This window comes from Plantactinospora sp. ZYX-F-223 (assembly GCF_039649625.1).
Lineage (GTDB): Bacteria > Actinomycetota > Actinomycetes > Mycobacteriales > Micromonosporaceae > Plantactinospora.
Window position 1 is genome coordinate 40,442 of sequence record NZ_JBDJAV010000057.1, and the last position, 14,896, is coordinate 55,337.

Consider the following 14,896-nt stretch of genomic DNA (forward strand, 5'->3'; position numbering starts at 1 on the left):
TACGCCGGACCGGCTCAGTAGCGGCGCCACTCCGCGCGGGCGTACTCCAGCACCCGGGGGTGCAGCAGGGTGGACGGCGGCAGCTCCAGCCGGTGCCGGTCCGGCGGAAAGTTCGTGGCGGCCCGCAGCGTCCCGGCGTCCAGGTAGCGCAGTGCGGGTACCTCGGCCGGCAGCCCCAGCACCGGCGCGTCCGGCCCCGGGGCGGCGAGCAGGAACCCCCAGTCGCCGAACGAGGGCACGTCGACGTGGTACGGCAGCGTGCCGAAGCCGGCCGACCGCAGCGATGTCTCGACGCACCAGTACGAGCGGGGCGCGAAGTACGGCGAACCGGCCTGCACCACCACCCGTCCCCGGTCGGCGACCACCGCCCGGACCAGCGAATAGAACTCCACCGAATAGAGCTTCGCGGTCGCCGTCTCGTCCGGGTCCGGCAGGTCCACCACCACCGCGTCGAACCGGGCCGGCTGGGCGCGCAGCCAGCCGAAGGCGTCGGCGTTGACGATCCGGACCCGGGGGTCGGCGAAGGCGTCCCGGTTCAGCGCCCGCAGTTGCGGCTCGGTCCGGGCCAGCCGGACCACCGCCGGATCCAGCTCCACCACGGTCACCGAGCCGACGTCGGGATAGCGCAGCAGTTCCCGTACGGCCAGCCCGTCGCCGCCGCCGAGGACCAGTACCGAGCGCCGGCTGCCGGCGAGTACCGGATGCACCAGCGCCTCGTGGTAGCGGTACTCGTCGACCGAGCTGAACTGGAGGTCCCCGTTGAGATAGAGCCGCAGGTCGGTGACGCCCTGCGAGACCAGCGGCACGGACCGGGTCAGCACGATCTCCTGGTACGCGCTGCGCTCGGCGTGCACCACCGGGTCCCGGTAGAGCTGCTGCCGGGCGGTCACCTCGAAGTCGGCGGCGCTCAGGTAGGCGTACCCGAGGACGAGGCCGACCGCGACGGTGCCGGCGGCCAGCGCGACCCGGACCCGGGCGGTCAACTCCCGCCGGAAGACCGTGCCGACCAGCGCCAGCCCGGCCAGCGCGTTCACCACCCCGACCACCAGTACGCCGCGGAGCTGGCCGAAGAAGGGCATCAGCAGGAACGGGAAGGCGAGGCCGCCGAGCAGCGCGCCGACGTAGTCGGCGGCGAACAGGTCGGCGACGGCGCTGCCGGCGGACTGTTCCCGGATCCGCTGCAACAGCACCATCAGCAGCGGAATCTCCGCCCCGATCAGCAGCCCGAGCAGCAGGGCGGTGCCGACCAGGGCCGGCGCGTAGAGGTCGAGCCAGGCGAAGGCGGCGTAGAGCCCGAGCACCGAGAGTCCGCCGAAGAGCGCGAGGGCGAGTTCGACGACCGCGAACGCGGCGGCGGCCCGGTGCTGGAACGGCTTGGCGACCAGCGCCCCGATGCCCATCGCGAAGACCATCACGCCGAGCACGATCGACGCCTGGCCGACGGTGTCCCCGATCAGGTAGCTGCCGAGCGCCACCAGGGCCAGTTCGTAGACCAGGCCGCAGGCGGCGCAGACGAAGACCGCGCCGAGCACCGCCGCCCGGGCCGCCCGCCGCCGTGGCTTGCCCGCCGGCACGCTCGGCGCGGTCTCCGGCCCCGCAGCGGGATTGAGACGCGTCTCGGTCATCGGCTTCGACCGCGGCTGCGGCGGCCCTTCCGGGGTACGGCCGCGCTGCCGGCGCCCGGGCTCGGGTCGGTGGCGGACGCGACCGGCGGCGGATCCTGGTGCCGGCGCTCGAACACGCCGATCGCCAGGAAGAGGGCGGTGAGCAGGAAGAGCCCGGCGGCACCGAGCAGGAGAATCCAGCGGTCGCGCCAGAGGTCGTTTCCGGGATCGGGCAGCGGCGACGGTGCCGTCGCGGCAGCCGACGTGCCCGGGGCCCGGGCCGCCGAGCCGGAGCCGGTCTCCGAGACCAGCAGCGGCAACAGGACCGCTGCCTGGCAGACCGCCCAGCCGGGATCGTCGACGAACCGGTCGGGGTCGACGCCGAGCCGCTGAAGACCCCGGTCGAAGTCGATGTGTGCCAGGTCCGCGGAGCTGCTCACCCGGTACGAGGCGCTGTCGTTCGACTCGCTGCTCGCCGAGGTGTACCAGACCGCCGCGTCGATCTCCACCCAGCGGGGGCAGCGGGTCGGATCGCTGTCCACCGCGACGTTGTCGCCGAGGTTGGAGCCGACGCTCACCGGTGTGGCCTGGTACGACGCTCGGCCGCTCCGCAGCCGCCAGCCGTAGCAGATCTGCTGCGTCGTGTGCGCCCGCCGGAGCAGCGTGACGGTGTCGGTCCGCTCGGCGCGCTCGGGCGGCGACACCACCGTGCTGTCGTCGTCGGGGCTCAGCGCCCCGAGCACGATGAACCCCACGACGGCCAGGCTCACGACGACCGCCAGGACGATCTTGAGTCGCTTGGCGGTCTTCTCGGCCGCCTTCGCCCGCCCGGCGGCGACCCAGCGCGCGTTCCCGCTCCGCCCGCCGCCTACCTTTCCGCCGGCGGCCATCAGCTGATCGCGGCCGCGATCACGGCCCCGGTCGACAGGTGCACCACCGCCGAGACCCAGACCGCCGGATGTGGCTCCGGGTCGACCAGGATCTCGCCGAGCTGCCCCGGAGTGGCCAGGTCGAGCAGGAGGAACGCCCCAGCCATGATCAGCAACCCGAGCAGCCCGTACGCGGCGCAGCTCACGATCCCCTCGACGAAGTCGTCGTGGCTGACCACGATCGCGGTGGTGACGATGATGCCCACCCCGGCCAGGTTGGAGGCGAGCAGCAGCGCGGCGTTGCGGTTGCGGTCGGCCCAGATCAGGTCGTGCAGCCGGCCCGGGGTGGCCATGTCGACCAGCAGGTAGCCGACGGCCATCAGCACGAGCCCGACCGCCCCGTAGGCGAGGGTGGCCAGCAGGTCGGTGGCGAGGGTCGTCAACACATCAGGCTCCGGAGGGATGAGGAGGTGGGGGGTGCTGGTGAGGGGTGGGACGAGGGAATGCCGCCCCGAATTACTTGCCGTCGCCCGTTACTTGCCGGCGCCGTTACTTGCCGGAGCCGGGGCCGCCGCCCCGGACCGAGCTGCCGCGTCCCCAGCCCCAGGCGTTGCCGACCGTGCCGGAGTAGCGGGGATAGGCGGTGACCAGGCGCTCCAGCAGGATCAGCGAGCCACCGGCCAGCGGCAGGATCACCACCGAGTCCTCGTCGTAGCGCAGGTAGACGCCGCTGGCGTCGACGTACTGGTCGGCCGGCTGCCACGCCCCGGTGATCTCGTCGGCCACCACGCTCGGCGACTTGTCCGAGCGGTACGCGGTCGCGTCCCCGCCGATGTCCTGTGCCGCCGCCCGGACGTACCGGTCCCGCACGTAGCCGCGCGGGGAGAAGTTGCCGTAGAAGATGGCAAAGCCGGCGACCAGGACGCCCACCAACGCGAACGCGCCGCCGACCACGAACCACCTGCGGTACGTCATACCGCCGTCACCACCGTTTCCGTCTCCACCAGTTCGCCGCTCTGCGGGTACGCGTGCCAGGTGCGCCAACCGATCCGACCGGTCCCGGCACCACCCGGGTCGGTCCGGTGCGCCACCCGCAGCGCCGTGATCGCGTCCGGGCCGCCGGGAAAGACGCCGATCAGCGCGTACGGGTCGTCGGCGAGGTCGCGCCGCAGCCGGGCGGTCGCGGCCGACATCTGCCCCGGCGCCAGCCGCCGCACCCCGGCGGTGAACCGGTAGCCGGTGGCCGGGTCGGCCAGCGTCGCCGGCAGTTCGGGGCGCCGGCCGGGCAGGCAGGCCACCGTCTCGATCAGCCCGCCGCCGGGACTCTCCAGCACCACCTGGTGGGAGGCGCCGAGCAGCCGGAGCTGGAGCCGGGTCGCGGGCCGGCCCAGGTGTGTCAGCCGGCCCAGGTCGAGCAGGTGGAGCGCGGGCTGTTCCGGGGTGTCCAGCGCGAGGCTCAGCTCGGCGGCGGTGGTGTCCTCGTACGCGGTGTCCAGGGTGACCAGCATCGTTCAGCCGATCCGCCCCGCCGCCGACCCGTCGGCGCTCTCCGTCGCCTGTGGATAGATCAGCACCTCGGCCCGGTGCAGCCGCTCGCCGGTGCCGACCTCCCAGCGCTCGCTGTCGCCGTACGCCTCGAAGGAGAGCGGGGAGCCGTCGGCGGCGACGTAGTCGTGGTAGCGGACCGTGCCGGTCGGGTCCAGTCCGGTGCTACCGGCCGAGGTGAAGGTGGCCCGTCCCGACTCGTCCCGCCGGTACCGCCGGCCGCCGACCTCCAGCTCGGCCGGGCCGGGGCTGATGTCGGCGTCCGGCAGCGCGGTCCAGAGCACCAGTTCCAGGTCGGGGTCCTCCTCGACCGAGAGCCAGAGCTTGCTGCCGTGCGCGTCGTCGAGCAGGTGCTCCGCCCAGCCCCAGGCGCCCTCCCGGAACCGCAGCGTGCCGCGTACTCCGTACGAGGTGTGCCGGATCTCCACCAGGTCGCCCGGCTTGATGGTGCGCGGGTCGCCGCGGAGCGCGTCGGCGTCGTCGTCGGCGCTCCGGAACGGATCGGTCACCCGTGTCCCGGCCGGCCCGGCGGCCCGCTTCCGGGCGGTACGCAGCGCGACCACCGCCACCAGCACGCCCGCCGCCGCGACCAGCAGACCCGCCGCCGCCACCAGGTACGCCGTCGCCCCGTCCAACGCCCGTGCTCCTCTCGATCCCGCTGGGCGCCGACGGTAACAAGGCGACGCACGCCGCCGACAGGGCATGATCGGAAATGGAGCCGGTAGGCCGGGCGAGTATCGCCGGACGGCCAGCGGGATGTCCGGCGGGCTCGCCCGGGCCGGCGTCGAGCCCGCCCGGCCGGTGCCCTGGTCAGGGGCGTTTCGGCAGCACCACGATCTGCCCGAAGAACTCGTCGATCCGCCGGATCACGTCGTTGAAGTCGTCGAGGTCGATCGGCTTGGTGACGTACGCGTTGGCCCGCAGGTTGTAGCTGCCGAGGATGTCCGTGTCGGCGTTGGACGTGGTCAACACGACAACCGGGATCGTCCGCAGGTTGTCGTCGCTCTTGACCTGGTTGAGCACCTGCCGACCGTCCATTCGGGGCATGTTCAGGTCCAGCAGGATCATGTCCGGCCGGGAAGCCTCGCGGTGCCGCCCCTCCTGGTGCAGGAACTCCATCGCCTCCTGGCCGTCGCCGACCACGTCGATCGCCTTCGGTACCTCCGAGGTGGCCAACGCCTCCTCGATCATCAGGACGTCGCCCGGGTCGTCGTCGACGACCAGGATGCGTACGGGGTTCGGCTCGGCTGCGTGCACGGCATACCTGCCTCTGGTCGTGGGGATGGAACGGCGGCGGCCCGCGACCAGCCTACGGTGTGGTCTCCGGCAAGCTGTCGACCGTCGACGCGGCGTGCGAACCCTAACCGATCAACGGTCGCCCAATGCGGCCGGGTCATGCTCTTCCCGGTCATAACGGAGCAAGTCGTCCAGGCCGCTGATCCGCAACACCCGCTCGACCCGCCCCGTCGCACCGGTCAACCGCAGCCAGCCGCCCCGGGAGCCTGCCCGGTCGTCTCCCCGGACGAACGCCGCCAGGCCGCTGGAGTCGCAGAAGGTCAGCTCCGCGAGGTCGGCGAGCAGGCGATGGTGCCCGTCGTCGACCAACTGGTCAATCTCCGCGCCGAGCCTCGGCGCGGTGGTGACGTCCAGTTCGCCGGCCAGGTGGAGGCGCACCAGCCTGGGGTGCACCAGGTGCCTGACGGAGAAAACCACACCCGCCTCCGTACGCTCAGCAGCCAATACTTGCAGTCAGGCAAGTATACGCATCACCCAGAGACCTACATCCAGGGCCCGGTGCCGGCCGACGGTACCGGGCGGCCCGGTCGCCGCGTTCCCCGGCCACCGGCCGGCGAGGTCGGTTTGCCGGGGATGGCCGGGGGAAGGCGCGCACCGGCGGCAGCCGGGTACGGCCTGGTCAGGAAGGAGAACAGGCATGGTGGAGCGGGGCGTCCCCACGGTCACACTTCCCTCCGGCGAGGAGATTCCCGCCCTCGGCCAGGGCACCTGGGGGATGGCGGAGGACCCACGTCGGCGGGACGACGAGATAGCCGCGCTCCGCGCCGGGGTGGACGCCGGACTCACCCTGATCGACACCGCCGAGGTGTACGCCGACGGCGGCGCGGAGGAACTGGTCCGGGAGGCGCTCGGCGACCGGCGCGAGGAGATCTTCCTGGTCAGCAAGGTCTCCTCGGAGCACGCAGGCGTCACCGGGACCGCCGACGCCTGCGCCCGCAGCCTGGAGCGGCTCGGCACCGACCGGATCGACCTGTACCTGCTGCACCAGCGCGGCGACGCACCGCTGCCGGAGACGGTCGAAGCGTTCACCAGCCTGATCACCCAGGGACTGATTCGGCACTGGGGGGTGAGCAACTTCGACGTACCGGAGGTGGTCGAACTGGCCGCCATCCCGGGCGGTACCGCCGTGGAGACCGATCAGATCCCCTACAACCTCACCCGCCGGGGCGCCGAGTGGGATCTCCTCCCCCGTTGCCGCGCCGCCGGCCTGCCGGTGATGGCGTACTCGCCGCTGGAGCGGGGCCGGATGCTCGGGCACCCGGCGCTGGCCCGGGTCGCCGGGCGGCACGGCGCCACGCCCGGACAGGTGGGACTGGCCTGGCTACTCGGTCAGGACGGGGTCTGCACGGTGACCAAGGCGAGCAGCCCGGAGCACGTCCGGGAGAACCGCGCGGCCGTCGAGTTGACCCTCACCGAGGAGGACCTCGCCGAACTCGACCGGACCTTCCCGGCGCCCGACGGACCCCGACCGCTCGAACTGCTCTGAACCGCTCAGACGGCCTTGAGCCGGGCCGGCTGGCGGATCGGCTCCACGCCCAACTCGTCGGGGCGGGCGGCATCCTCGGGTGCGCCGCTGTCCGGCGGCTGGAACAGGTAGCGGACGAACTCGCCGCCCGTCTCGTTCTCCTCGGAGCCGGGCCACTGGCCGACGGCGTCCACCCCGATGACCTCCCGGCCGCCCTCGTCGGTCTCCTCCAGCAGCGCCCAGAGCGACACCGGGTAGCAACGGGTCGTGTCCGGGGCGATCCGCCAGCGGGCGTACCAACCCGGCCGGGCGGGGACGATCTCGACGATCCTCTTCATGGTGACCTTCCTCCGGCGGCACGCGGGTCTCACGGGCCGACCCGATCGTCGGCGCCGGGCGGGTGAGGCGGCCTCACCCCGGCCGGGTGAGCTCCCGGCATCCCGGGGCCCGGGTCCCGGCGCGTTTCGCCGCTGCGGGGTCGGGAAGGCGGTTGATCGCGCCGCGGGCGTACGGTCGGCCGGCGCATGGCCGACCCGGCCCGGTGGTGCCGAAACGCGGAGCGAGCCGAGGTGGGCCCGGATCGGCGATCGGCCGGTCGAACTCTTCGGGCTCACGACGACGAGCGCAGCGAGGAGACGGCATGAGCGGCAAGCAGATGGAGGGCGACAACCAGCGGCGCCGTACCCTGGCCCGGCAGGCCCGTCAGCGGGGCCGGCGGCCGAGCGAGGTCGGCGCGACCTTCGGCGCGGACAAGCAGCTCAGCAGCCTCGACCGGGGGCGCCGGGACGGTCCCGCCCCGGCCGGGAGCCGCAAGCTGAACGCCGAGCGCGGTGGCCCGGTCACCCCGCCGCCGGCACCGGCCGAGCGGCCCAAACCGGTCCCCGACGAGCTGGTCGGCACGACCACCACCGACGTTCCGGTGATCGGGTACCGGGATCTCGTCTCCGACATCGGGCGCCGGGCCGGCGTCGACTTCGAACAGGCCCGGGCGGCCGCCGGGGCCACGGTCGTCACGCTGGCCCGGGCGCTGGACACCGCCGACCGGCAGCGGCTGCTCGCCGCCGTACCGAACCAGTTGCACGACGACGGCTCGCTGGCCGCCGGCAACCGGCGCCGCGACCTGGCCGGCTTCCTCGACGAGGTGGCCCGGCTGACCCATCGCAGCCCGGAACAGGCCCGGTACCAGGCGCAGGCGACGCTGAGCGCGCTCGCCGCACAGGACGGCGGGCTGATCGACTCGCTGAACCTGCCGCCGGAGCTGCGGGACCTGCTCGGCCCGCCACCGGCCGGTGGCGGGTTGGTCGACCCGGCCGGTGCCACCGCCGCGCTGACCGACGACGAGCTGCGGGACGCGTTGGCGACCCTCCCCTACTGGTCGGGGGACCGCCGCAGGCTGACCCGGACCATCGAGCTGCCGCCGGAGAACCTGGACCGGGTGCTGGGCCGGCTGGCCCGGCTGCGGCCGGAGACCGGGCGGGGGCCGACGGTCGGCCGCGAGTCGCCGGGGACGGCGGTGCTCACCGTCCGGACGCGTTCACTGGACGCGGTGACCGCGCCGGACGTGGCGCTGGCGCACCAGATCGACGACGCGATCGACGAGGTCGGCGCCGGGATGGCCGCACCGCCGCCGGAACGGGCCAGCGGCCCTCGCTTCGGCCCGTGACGCGCACCGCGCCCGCCGGCCCGCCACTCACCGGCGGGCCGGCAGCTCGGGAGAGGCGCTCTCCAGGGGTACGGCGTTCGCCGGCACCAGCCCGAGCTGGATCGCCTGTCGGGTGAACGCGGCGTCCAGCAGCCAGTCGGCACTGACCCGAGCCCGGTTCGCCGGCATCGCGATCAGGTGGTAGCCGCGGGTGACCGCCTTGGCCGGCAGTCCGGACAGCGGTACCTGCACCGGGTTCGCGGCCGCGTCGGTGCCGCCGAGGTCCACCACGAAGCCGAGGTCGTGGTGCCGGTACGGCCGGCGCTTGCCCTGCCCGTACGAGGCGGCGACGTTGTGCGCCGCCAGTTTCCCCTGCCGCTGGGCGTGCTGGGCGGTCATCGCCGTCGACTCGCCCGGCCGGGTCAGGTCGGGTACGGCGGCGGCGTCCCCGCAGGCGTAGACGTCGGGGAAGCCGGGCACGTTGAGGAACTCGTCGACGACCAGCCGTCCCTTCTCGGTGGGCAGTCCCAGATCGGCCACGAGCGGGTCGGGGCGGACGCCGACGCACCAGATCAGCGAGCGGGTCGGTACGTACTCGCCGTCGCTGAGCCGCACCCCGTCGGCCGTCGCCTCCTTGACCGTGGTGCCCATCCGCACGTCCACGCCCCGGGCGTCGAGCACCCGGCGGGCGGTCTGCGACATCCGCTGGTGGAGTTCCGGCAGTACCCGCTCGGCGAGGTCGAGCAGCATCCAGCGCGGCCGTACGCCGAGCCGGGGGTGCTGGGCGGCCAGCGCGTCGGTGAAGAGCTGCCCGTGCGCGGCCACCTCTGTACCGGTGTAGCCGGCGCCGACCACCACGAAGGTGGTACGCGCGTCCCGCTCCGCCTCGTCGTCGGTCGCCTCGGCCAGCTCGATCTGGCTGACCACGTGGTCGTGCAGGTAGAGCGCCTCGGGCAGCCCCCGGAAGCCGTGCGCGTGCTCGGTGACCCCGGGGATCGGCAGCAGCTTGTTGACACTGCCGACCGAGATGATCAGCCGGTCGTAGTCGAGCTGCCCGGGGTCGCCCTCGGCGCCGGCGTAGTCGACCCGCTTCGCGGCCAGGTCGATGTGCCTCGCCTCGCCGATCACCACCCGGACCCCGTCCAGGGTGCCGGCGAGGGAGATCGAGACCCGACTCGGCTCCAGGATCCCGGCCGCCACCTCGGGCAGCAACGGGAGGTACAGGAAGAAGTCGGTCGGGTTCAGCAGCACGATCTCGGCCCGGCCGTTGGCGATCCGGGACAGGCTCTTGGCCGCGTGGTAGCCGGCGAACCCGGCCCCGACGATCACAACGCGCGGTTTGGTCATGAGAGGCCCCTTCCCGGCCATCCGGCGGGCAAACCCACCCGTGGAGGTACCTGGCGGGGCGGGCCGGGCGGACCGGAGGGGTCGCCGACGGCGGCGAACCGGGCGAGAAAGACGATCATGCCCGTTGACAGCCACAGCTCGCATTGATGACGATGCCTGGCATGACATCCCAGGACTCCCGAGGCGACGGGCCCACAAAGCCGAGTCGCCGTACGTTCCTGTCCGCCGCCACCGTCACCGCGGCCGCCGCCACGGTCGCCGCTCCGCTCGCCACCGCCCCGGCCGCCTCCGCCAGCACCGGCGGCGGCCCGTCCGGACCCGGTCGGCCGATCCGGCCCCAGTCGCCGGACCGGGAACTGCGGGAACTGCTCCGCGAGATCGACCAGCGCCGGATCGAGGCGATCGTCCGCCGGCTCGCCGAGTTCGGCACCCGGCACACCCTCTCCAGCCAGGACGACCCGGCCCGGGGGATCGGCGCCGCCCGGGACTGGATCTACGAGCAGATGCGGGGTTACGCGGCCCGCTCCGGCGGGCGGATGACGGTGGAACTTCAGTCGTACATCCAGGAGCCGGCCTCCCGGATCCCGGTGCCGACCCGGATCACCAACGTGGTCGCCACGCTGCGCGGCGAGACCTCGCCGGAGCGGATCTACGTGGTGACCGGGCACTACGACTCCCGGTGCACGGACGTCATGGACGCCACCAGCGACGCGCCGGGCGCCGACGACGACGCCTCCGGGGTGGCGGTGGCGATGGAACTCGCCCGGATCATGGCGACCCGGCGCAGCGAGGCCACCATCGTCTTCGCCGCGGTGGCCGGCGAGGAGCAGGGCCTCTACGGTTCGGGATACATGGCGCGGCAGTACAAGGCGGCCGGCGCCGACGTGCAGGGCATGTTCAGCGACGACATCGTCGGGAGTTCGACGGCGGACGACGGCACCCGGGACCGGCGCACGCTCCGGCTCTTCGCCGAGGGCGTGCCGACGGCCGAGACGCCGGCCGAGGGCAACACCCGGCGCTCGGTCGGCGGCGAGAACGACTCGCCGAGCCGGCAACTCGCCCGGTACGTCAGCGACGTGGCAGACAACGACAGCACCGGGATGCGGATCCGGGTGATCTACCGCCGGGACCGCTACCTGCGCGGCAGCGACCACATCTCGTTCCTGGAGCAGGGCTACCCGGCCGGCCGGTTCACCGAGCCGAACGAGGACTTCGCGCACCAGCACCAGGACGTCCGGCTGGTCGACGACAAGCAGTACGGCGACCTGCCGGAGTTCTGCGACTTCGAGTACATCACCCGGGTGGCCAAGGTGAACGCGGCGGCGCTCTGGTCCCTGGCCCAGGCCCCCGGCACGCCGAAGGGCGCCACCATCGTCACCTCGAACCTGACCAACGACACCGAGCTGCGCTGGACCCGGGGCACCGAACCGGACCTGGCCGGTTACGAGGTCGTCTGGCGGGAGACCACCGCGCCGGAGTGGACCCACGTGATCCCGGTCGGCGACGTCACCACGACCACCATCGACTTGTCGAAGGACAACGTCTTCTTCGGCGTACGCGCCGTCGACACCGCCGGGCACCGCAGCCCGGTGGCGTTCCCCCGCCCCGGTAGCTGAGCGCCGGGTCGGCCTACCCGGCGACCGGCCGCCGTCGCCCGTCCCGCCCGGCGCAGTTGGTGCCCGGGCGGGACGGGCGTGCGGAGATCCGGCCTTCCCGGACGGGAGGGCCGCCGCCCGGGAGGCCGTCGCGCGGGGCGGTGCCGGGATCCTCGGGCCGCTATGCTGTGCCCGGCTCCGATGCGGCCGGCCGCTTGCGCCCCCGGGTTTGGTGAACGCATCGCTCGATCCCTGACTGTCGCAGCGGAGACTCCCGAAGGCGGCCCGGTCAGTAACGCAAGCGCTGAGACGACGGCCGCCGGTATGGAGCTTCGATGACCACGTCGATCCCCGACCCGACGAACACGGCAGCCGAACCCGGTCCGACGCCCGCGACTCCCGGCCCGACGCCTGGGACGCCCGGCCCGACGCCCGCGACTCCCGGCCCGAAGGCGATGGCCAGGGCGCTGCGGGGCGAGTTGCGCGGCCGGTTCGACCTGGCGGTGACGCACAGCGAGTGCCTGGAGATCATCGCCCGGCAGCACGGCGTCGACAACTGGAACATCCTGGCCGCCCGGCACCCGGCCGCCACCGCACCGGCCGGCGACGAGCCGGAAGCCGCGTTCCCGTGGGGCGCCCGCAGCGGCACCATCCCGGTACTACGGATCTTCGCCGTCGACCCGGCTCTCCAGTTCTATGTGGACTTCCTCGGCTTCACCGTCGACTTCGGCGGACCCAACGCCGGCCCTGGGACCGCCTACTACGGTCAGGTGTCCCGGCACGGCACCACCCTGCACCTGGCCGAGACGGCGTACGACGCCGGGCAGGGTGCGACGGTGTTCCTCTGGATCGACGGCATCGACGAGCTGCGCGAACGGTTGAACCAGCGGCGTACCGAGGTGCCGGTGTGGGGGCCGGCGGTCTGGACGCCCCGGGTGGAGCAGGCCCAGTGGGACGGCAGGGTGCTCACCGTCGCCGACCCGTTCGGCAACCATCTGCGGTTCTCCGAGCCCGCCGACCCGAGGATCCGAGCCGGGCTGCCCCGCTGGGCGTAACGGGCCGCTGTCGCGGGGTTCGGCCTCATCGCGATCGTCGTCGGCCTCCAGGGCCTGTTCACCCCGGACGGCTGACCTCTGCTGGCCCGGCTCGGGTAGGACAGCATCGCCCGAGAGAGCGGTCAGAAGACGACACCCACGTCCCGGGCCACGATGTCGTCGAGGCAGCGCTCCGCCAGCGCGGCGACGGTCAGCGCGGGGTTGCAGGCTGCGGTGGAACCGGGGATCAGCGAGGCGTCGACGACGTACAGCCCGGGATAGCCGGCGACCCGGCCGAAGCCGTCGCAGGCCCGGCCGAGCACCGCGCCGCCGAGCGGATGGAACGTGTACGCCTCCAGCCCGTTCATGTCCAGCAGCCCGTACGGCGCGGCGGCGGCCAGCGACAGCAGCCCGTCCAGTACGCCGATCCCGGTCGGCGGTGGTACCGGGCCGGACGGCTCGCCCGACCCGGTGACCAACTGCCGCAGGGTGGCCCGGATCGCCTGCTGGGCCGCCCGGTCCCCGTCCGGCGGCCAGACCAGCCGGACGTCGTCGGCCAGCGGCAGGTACTCGAAGCGGCCGACCGGTTCGCAGATCCCGAAGCCCGGCACCGGCATCGCGTGGGTCTCCACCGGAAACGGCGCCGGACCGAACTCGATGGTGACCGCGTTCTCCGGGTCGTCCCAGCGCGTGATCGCCACACTTGTCGGGCCGCCCTGGTACGCCCCGGTCGGCTCGGGCACCAACGCCCGCAGGTGGATCCGGGACCCGTTGTTGCCCCAGTGCCGGCCGACCTCCTCGGTCAGTCGCGGCAGCGCCCCGGTGTCCCGGGCCCGGACCAGCATCCGGGAGGTGCCCATCGACCCGGCGGCCAGCACCAGGGCGTCACCGGTCAACGTCACCCGTTCCAGCAGAGTGCCGTCGGCGTCGATGTGCCGGGCCCGGACGACGTACCGGCCCTGCGCGTCGGTCGCGATGTCGGTCACCACGTGCAGCGGCCGGACCTCGGCCAGGCCGCTCGCCTCGGCCCGGGCCAGGTAGTTACGGTCCACCGAGGTACGCGCCCCGCTGTTGATCCCGGTCAGGTACTCGCCGATCGACGCCGACGGCACCGCGTCCCCGGTCAGCTCGGCCCGGACCACGGACCAGTCGCACGCCTCGTCGATCCGCCCCGCCGGCAGGCCGGCCCGGCGGGCCTGGTCGAGGAAGAGCCGGGTGCCGGCGTACCGCTGGTGCGCCAGGATGTCGTCGGGGATGGTGCCGACCCCGATCCGGGCCCGGACCCGGGGATAGTAGCGGTCGGTCATCTCCTGGTAGTCGAGTTCGGCCGGCATCACCCGGTCGAAGACCGCCTCGGCCGGTTGCAGCAGCACCCCGTCGACCAGCGAGAGTCCACCCACGGCGGCACCGGTGACCACGTTCATGCCCTGCCCGACGATCTTCTCGAAGAGTCCGGCGTACGGCCGGTAGACCGCCGGCGGCATGCCGGGATAGACCGGGGTAGGGGTGAACCACGACGACCGGCGGTCCGGACGCAGGAACGGCGGGAAGGTGTCCCCGGCCGGGGTGACCGGCCAGCGCCGGCCGCGTTCCAGCACCACACTGCGTACGCCGGCCTCGGCCAGCCGGTACGCGGCGATCGCGCCGCCGTACCCGCTGCCTACCACGACCACCCGGTGCCGTTCCTCGACGGTACGGACTGCGGCCAGCCCGGTGGCAGCGGCGGCGGCCCCTGCGCTGAGGCCGAGGAACTCCCGGCGGGTGAGGTCGGTGGCCATGACCGCTCCCCCGTCAGTGCCGGACGCGCGTCGCGGGCTGGATCACCGTCATGGGCAACAGTGTCACCCCTCGATGGAATTTCCGCACGGCGGCACCGCGCGGCACCGTCTCCCTCCGCCGTGCGCCCGACCGCGCCTGGCCTGCCGGCCTAGTCCCGCTCTAGTCCTCTTCCTCTTCCTCTTTGCCGCCCGGGGGATCCCGCCACCGTTTCGAACTCGGTCCGGTGCGTTCGGCGTCGAACGGGTTGTCGGTCGCCTCGTCGGTCTGTTCGAAGCTCGGCCGGCGGACCTCCTCCGGCTCGGGTACCTGCACCGGCCGGGCGCCGGACTGCTCCGGTGGATAGTGCGCGACCGTCTCCCGGGCCTGCTGGGCGCCCTCCGCCATCGGCGGCTCCGGCGTCGTACGGCCGCGGTGCAGCTCGTCGCGGATCCGTTGCGGTGGTTCGGCGGCTCGTTGCGGCAGGTCCCGGCCGAGGTCGGCGACGAGCGGACCGTACTTCGCGTCGAAGGCGGGCCGCTCGGACCGGATCTGTGGCATCCGGTCGAAGTTGCGCAGCGGCGGCGGGCAGGTGGTGGCCCATTCCAGCGAGTTGCCGAAGCCCCAGGGGTCGTCGACGTCGACCATCCGGCCGAACCGCCACGACTTCCAGACGTTGTAGATGAAGAACAGCGTGGAGGTGCCGAGCACGAACGAGCCGATGGTGGAGACGGTGTGCAGCGT

Annotated in this window: 15 protein-coding genes and 1 pseudogene; 4 read left to right on the forward strand and 12 right to left on the reverse strand. The window is 73.2% G+C overall.

Annotation, left to right across the window (positions count from 1 at the left end; translation table 11 throughout):
* Positions 1-14: 14 nt before the first annotated feature.
* The 8 genes from AAH979_RS36885 to AAH979_RS36920 form a co-directional block, all read right to left on the reverse strand.
* Positions 15-1,625 (reverse strand): polyamine aminopropyltransferase, encoded by a 1,611-nt coding sequence (locus AAH979_RS36885; RefSeq protein ID WP_346262766.1) that lies wholly within the window; start codon positions 1,623-1,625, stop codon positions 15-17.
* Positions 1,622-2,494: a hypothetical protein gene (locus AAH979_RS36890; RefSeq protein ID WP_346262767.1), complete on the reverse strand. Its 873-nt coding sequence runs from the start codon at positions 2,492-2,494 to the stop codon at positions 1,622-1,624. The genes AAH979_RS36885 and AAH979_RS36890 overlap by 4 nt, the downstream gene beginning before the upstream one ends.
* Positions 2,494-2,916 (reverse strand): DUF350 domain-containing protein, encoded by a 423-nt coding sequence (locus tag AAH979_RS36895; protein ID WP_346262768.1) that lies wholly within the window; start codon positions 2,914-2,916, stop codon positions 2,494-2,496. Before AAH979_RS36895 ends, AAH979_RS36890 begins: the two co-directional genes overlap by 1 nt.
* Positions 2,917-3,022: 106 nt before the next feature.
* Positions 3,023-3,448 (reverse strand): DUF4247 domain-containing protein, encoded by a 426-nt coding sequence (locus tag AAH979_RS36900; protein WP_346262769.1) that lies wholly within the window; start codon positions 3,446-3,448, stop codon positions 3,023-3,025.
* A complete protein-coding gene (locus tag AAH979_RS36905; protein ID WP_346262770.1) occupies positions 3,445-3,981 on the reverse strand; it encodes a DUF2617 family protein in 537 nt (178 codons plus the stop codon). Before AAH979_RS36905 ends, AAH979_RS36900 begins: the two co-directional genes overlap by 4 nt.
* Positions 3,982-3,984: 3 nt before the next feature.
* Positions 3,985-4,653 carry a DUF4178 domain-containing protein gene (locus tag AAH979_RS36910; protein ID WP_346262771.1) on the reverse strand — a complete coding sequence of 223 codons (669 nt, stop codon included), beginning with the start codon at positions 4,651-4,653 and terminating at the stop codon, positions 3,985-3,987.
* Between the two features lie 175 nt (positions 4,654-4,828).
* Entirely contained in the window at positions 4,829-5,275 is a 447-nt protein-coding gene (locus tag AAH979_RS36915) for a response regulator (RefSeq protein WP_346262772.1), read from the reverse strand.
* A 111-nt stretch (positions 5,276-5,386) separates the two neighbouring features.
* Positions 5,387-5,731 (reverse strand): STAS domain-containing protein, encoded by a 345-nt coding sequence (locus AAH979_RS36920; RefSeq protein WP_346262773.1) that lies wholly within the window; start codon positions 5,729-5,731, stop codon positions 5,387-5,389.
* A 220-nt stretch (positions 5,732-5,951) separates the two neighbouring features.
* On the opposite strand from AAH979_RS36920, the gene AAH979_RS36925 reads away from it, so the two are divergent.
* Positions 5,952-6,800 carry an aldo/keto reductase gene (locus tag AAH979_RS36925; protein ID WP_346262774.1) on the forward strand — a complete coding sequence of 283 codons (849 nt, stop codon included), beginning with the start codon at positions 5,952-5,954 and terminating at the stop codon, positions 6,798-6,800.
* 5 nt (positions 6,801-6,805) lie between these two features.
* On the opposite strand, the gene AAH979_RS36930 is transcribed toward AAH979_RS36925, so the two are convergent.
* Complete coding sequence (locus AAH979_RS36930) at positions 6,806-7,117, reverse strand: hypothetical protein (RefSeq protein WP_346262775.1); 312 nt, start codon at positions 7,115-7,117, stop codon at positions 6,806-6,808.
* A 302-nt stretch (positions 7,118-7,419) separates the two neighbouring features.
* On the opposite strand from AAH979_RS36930, the gene AAH979_RS36935 reads away from it, so the two are divergent.
* Entirely contained in the window at positions 7,420-8,442 is a 1,023-nt protein-coding gene (locus AAH979_RS36935) for a DUF2267 domain-containing protein (protein WP_346262776.1), read from the forward strand.
* A gap of 27 nt (positions 8,443-8,469) precedes the next feature.
* Here the strand turns inward: AAH979_RS36935 and AAH979_RS36940 are convergent, their stop codons facing one another.
* Positions 8,470-9,768, reverse strand: coding sequence for an NAD(P)/FAD-dependent oxidoreductase (locus AAH979_RS36940; protein WP_346262777.1), 1,299 nt, complete (start codon positions 9,766-9,768; stop codon positions 8,470-8,472).
* Between the two features lie 161 nt (positions 9,769-9,929).
* Here AAH979_RS36940 and AAH979_RS36945 point away from each other — a divergent pair, with 161 nt between their 5' ends.
* Complete coding sequence (locus tag AAH979_RS36945) at positions 9,930-11,384, forward strand: M20/M25/M40 family metallo-hydrolase (RefSeq protein WP_346262778.1); 1,455 nt, start codon at positions 9,930-9,932, stop codon at positions 11,382-11,384.
* 314 nt (positions 11,385-11,698) lie between these two features.
* Complete coding sequence (locus tag AAH979_RS36950) at positions 11,699-12,418, forward strand: glyoxalase superfamily protein (protein WP_346262779.1); 720 nt, start codon at positions 11,699-11,701, stop codon at positions 12,416-12,418.
* 122 nt (positions 12,419-12,540) lie between these two features.
* Here AAH979_RS36950 and AAH979_RS36955 read toward each other — a convergent pair whose 3' ends face one another.
* Positions 12,541-14,175, reverse strand: a complete 1,635-nt coding sequence (locus AAH979_RS36955; RefSeq protein WP_346262780.1) for a GMC oxidoreductase — start codon at positions 14,173-14,175, stop codon at positions 12,541-12,543.
* A gap of 160 nt (positions 14,176-14,335) precedes the next feature.
* Positions 14,336-14,896 (reverse strand): annotated as a pseudogene (locus tag AAH979_RS36960) (cytochrome ubiquinol oxidase subunit I); the annotation flags it as partial.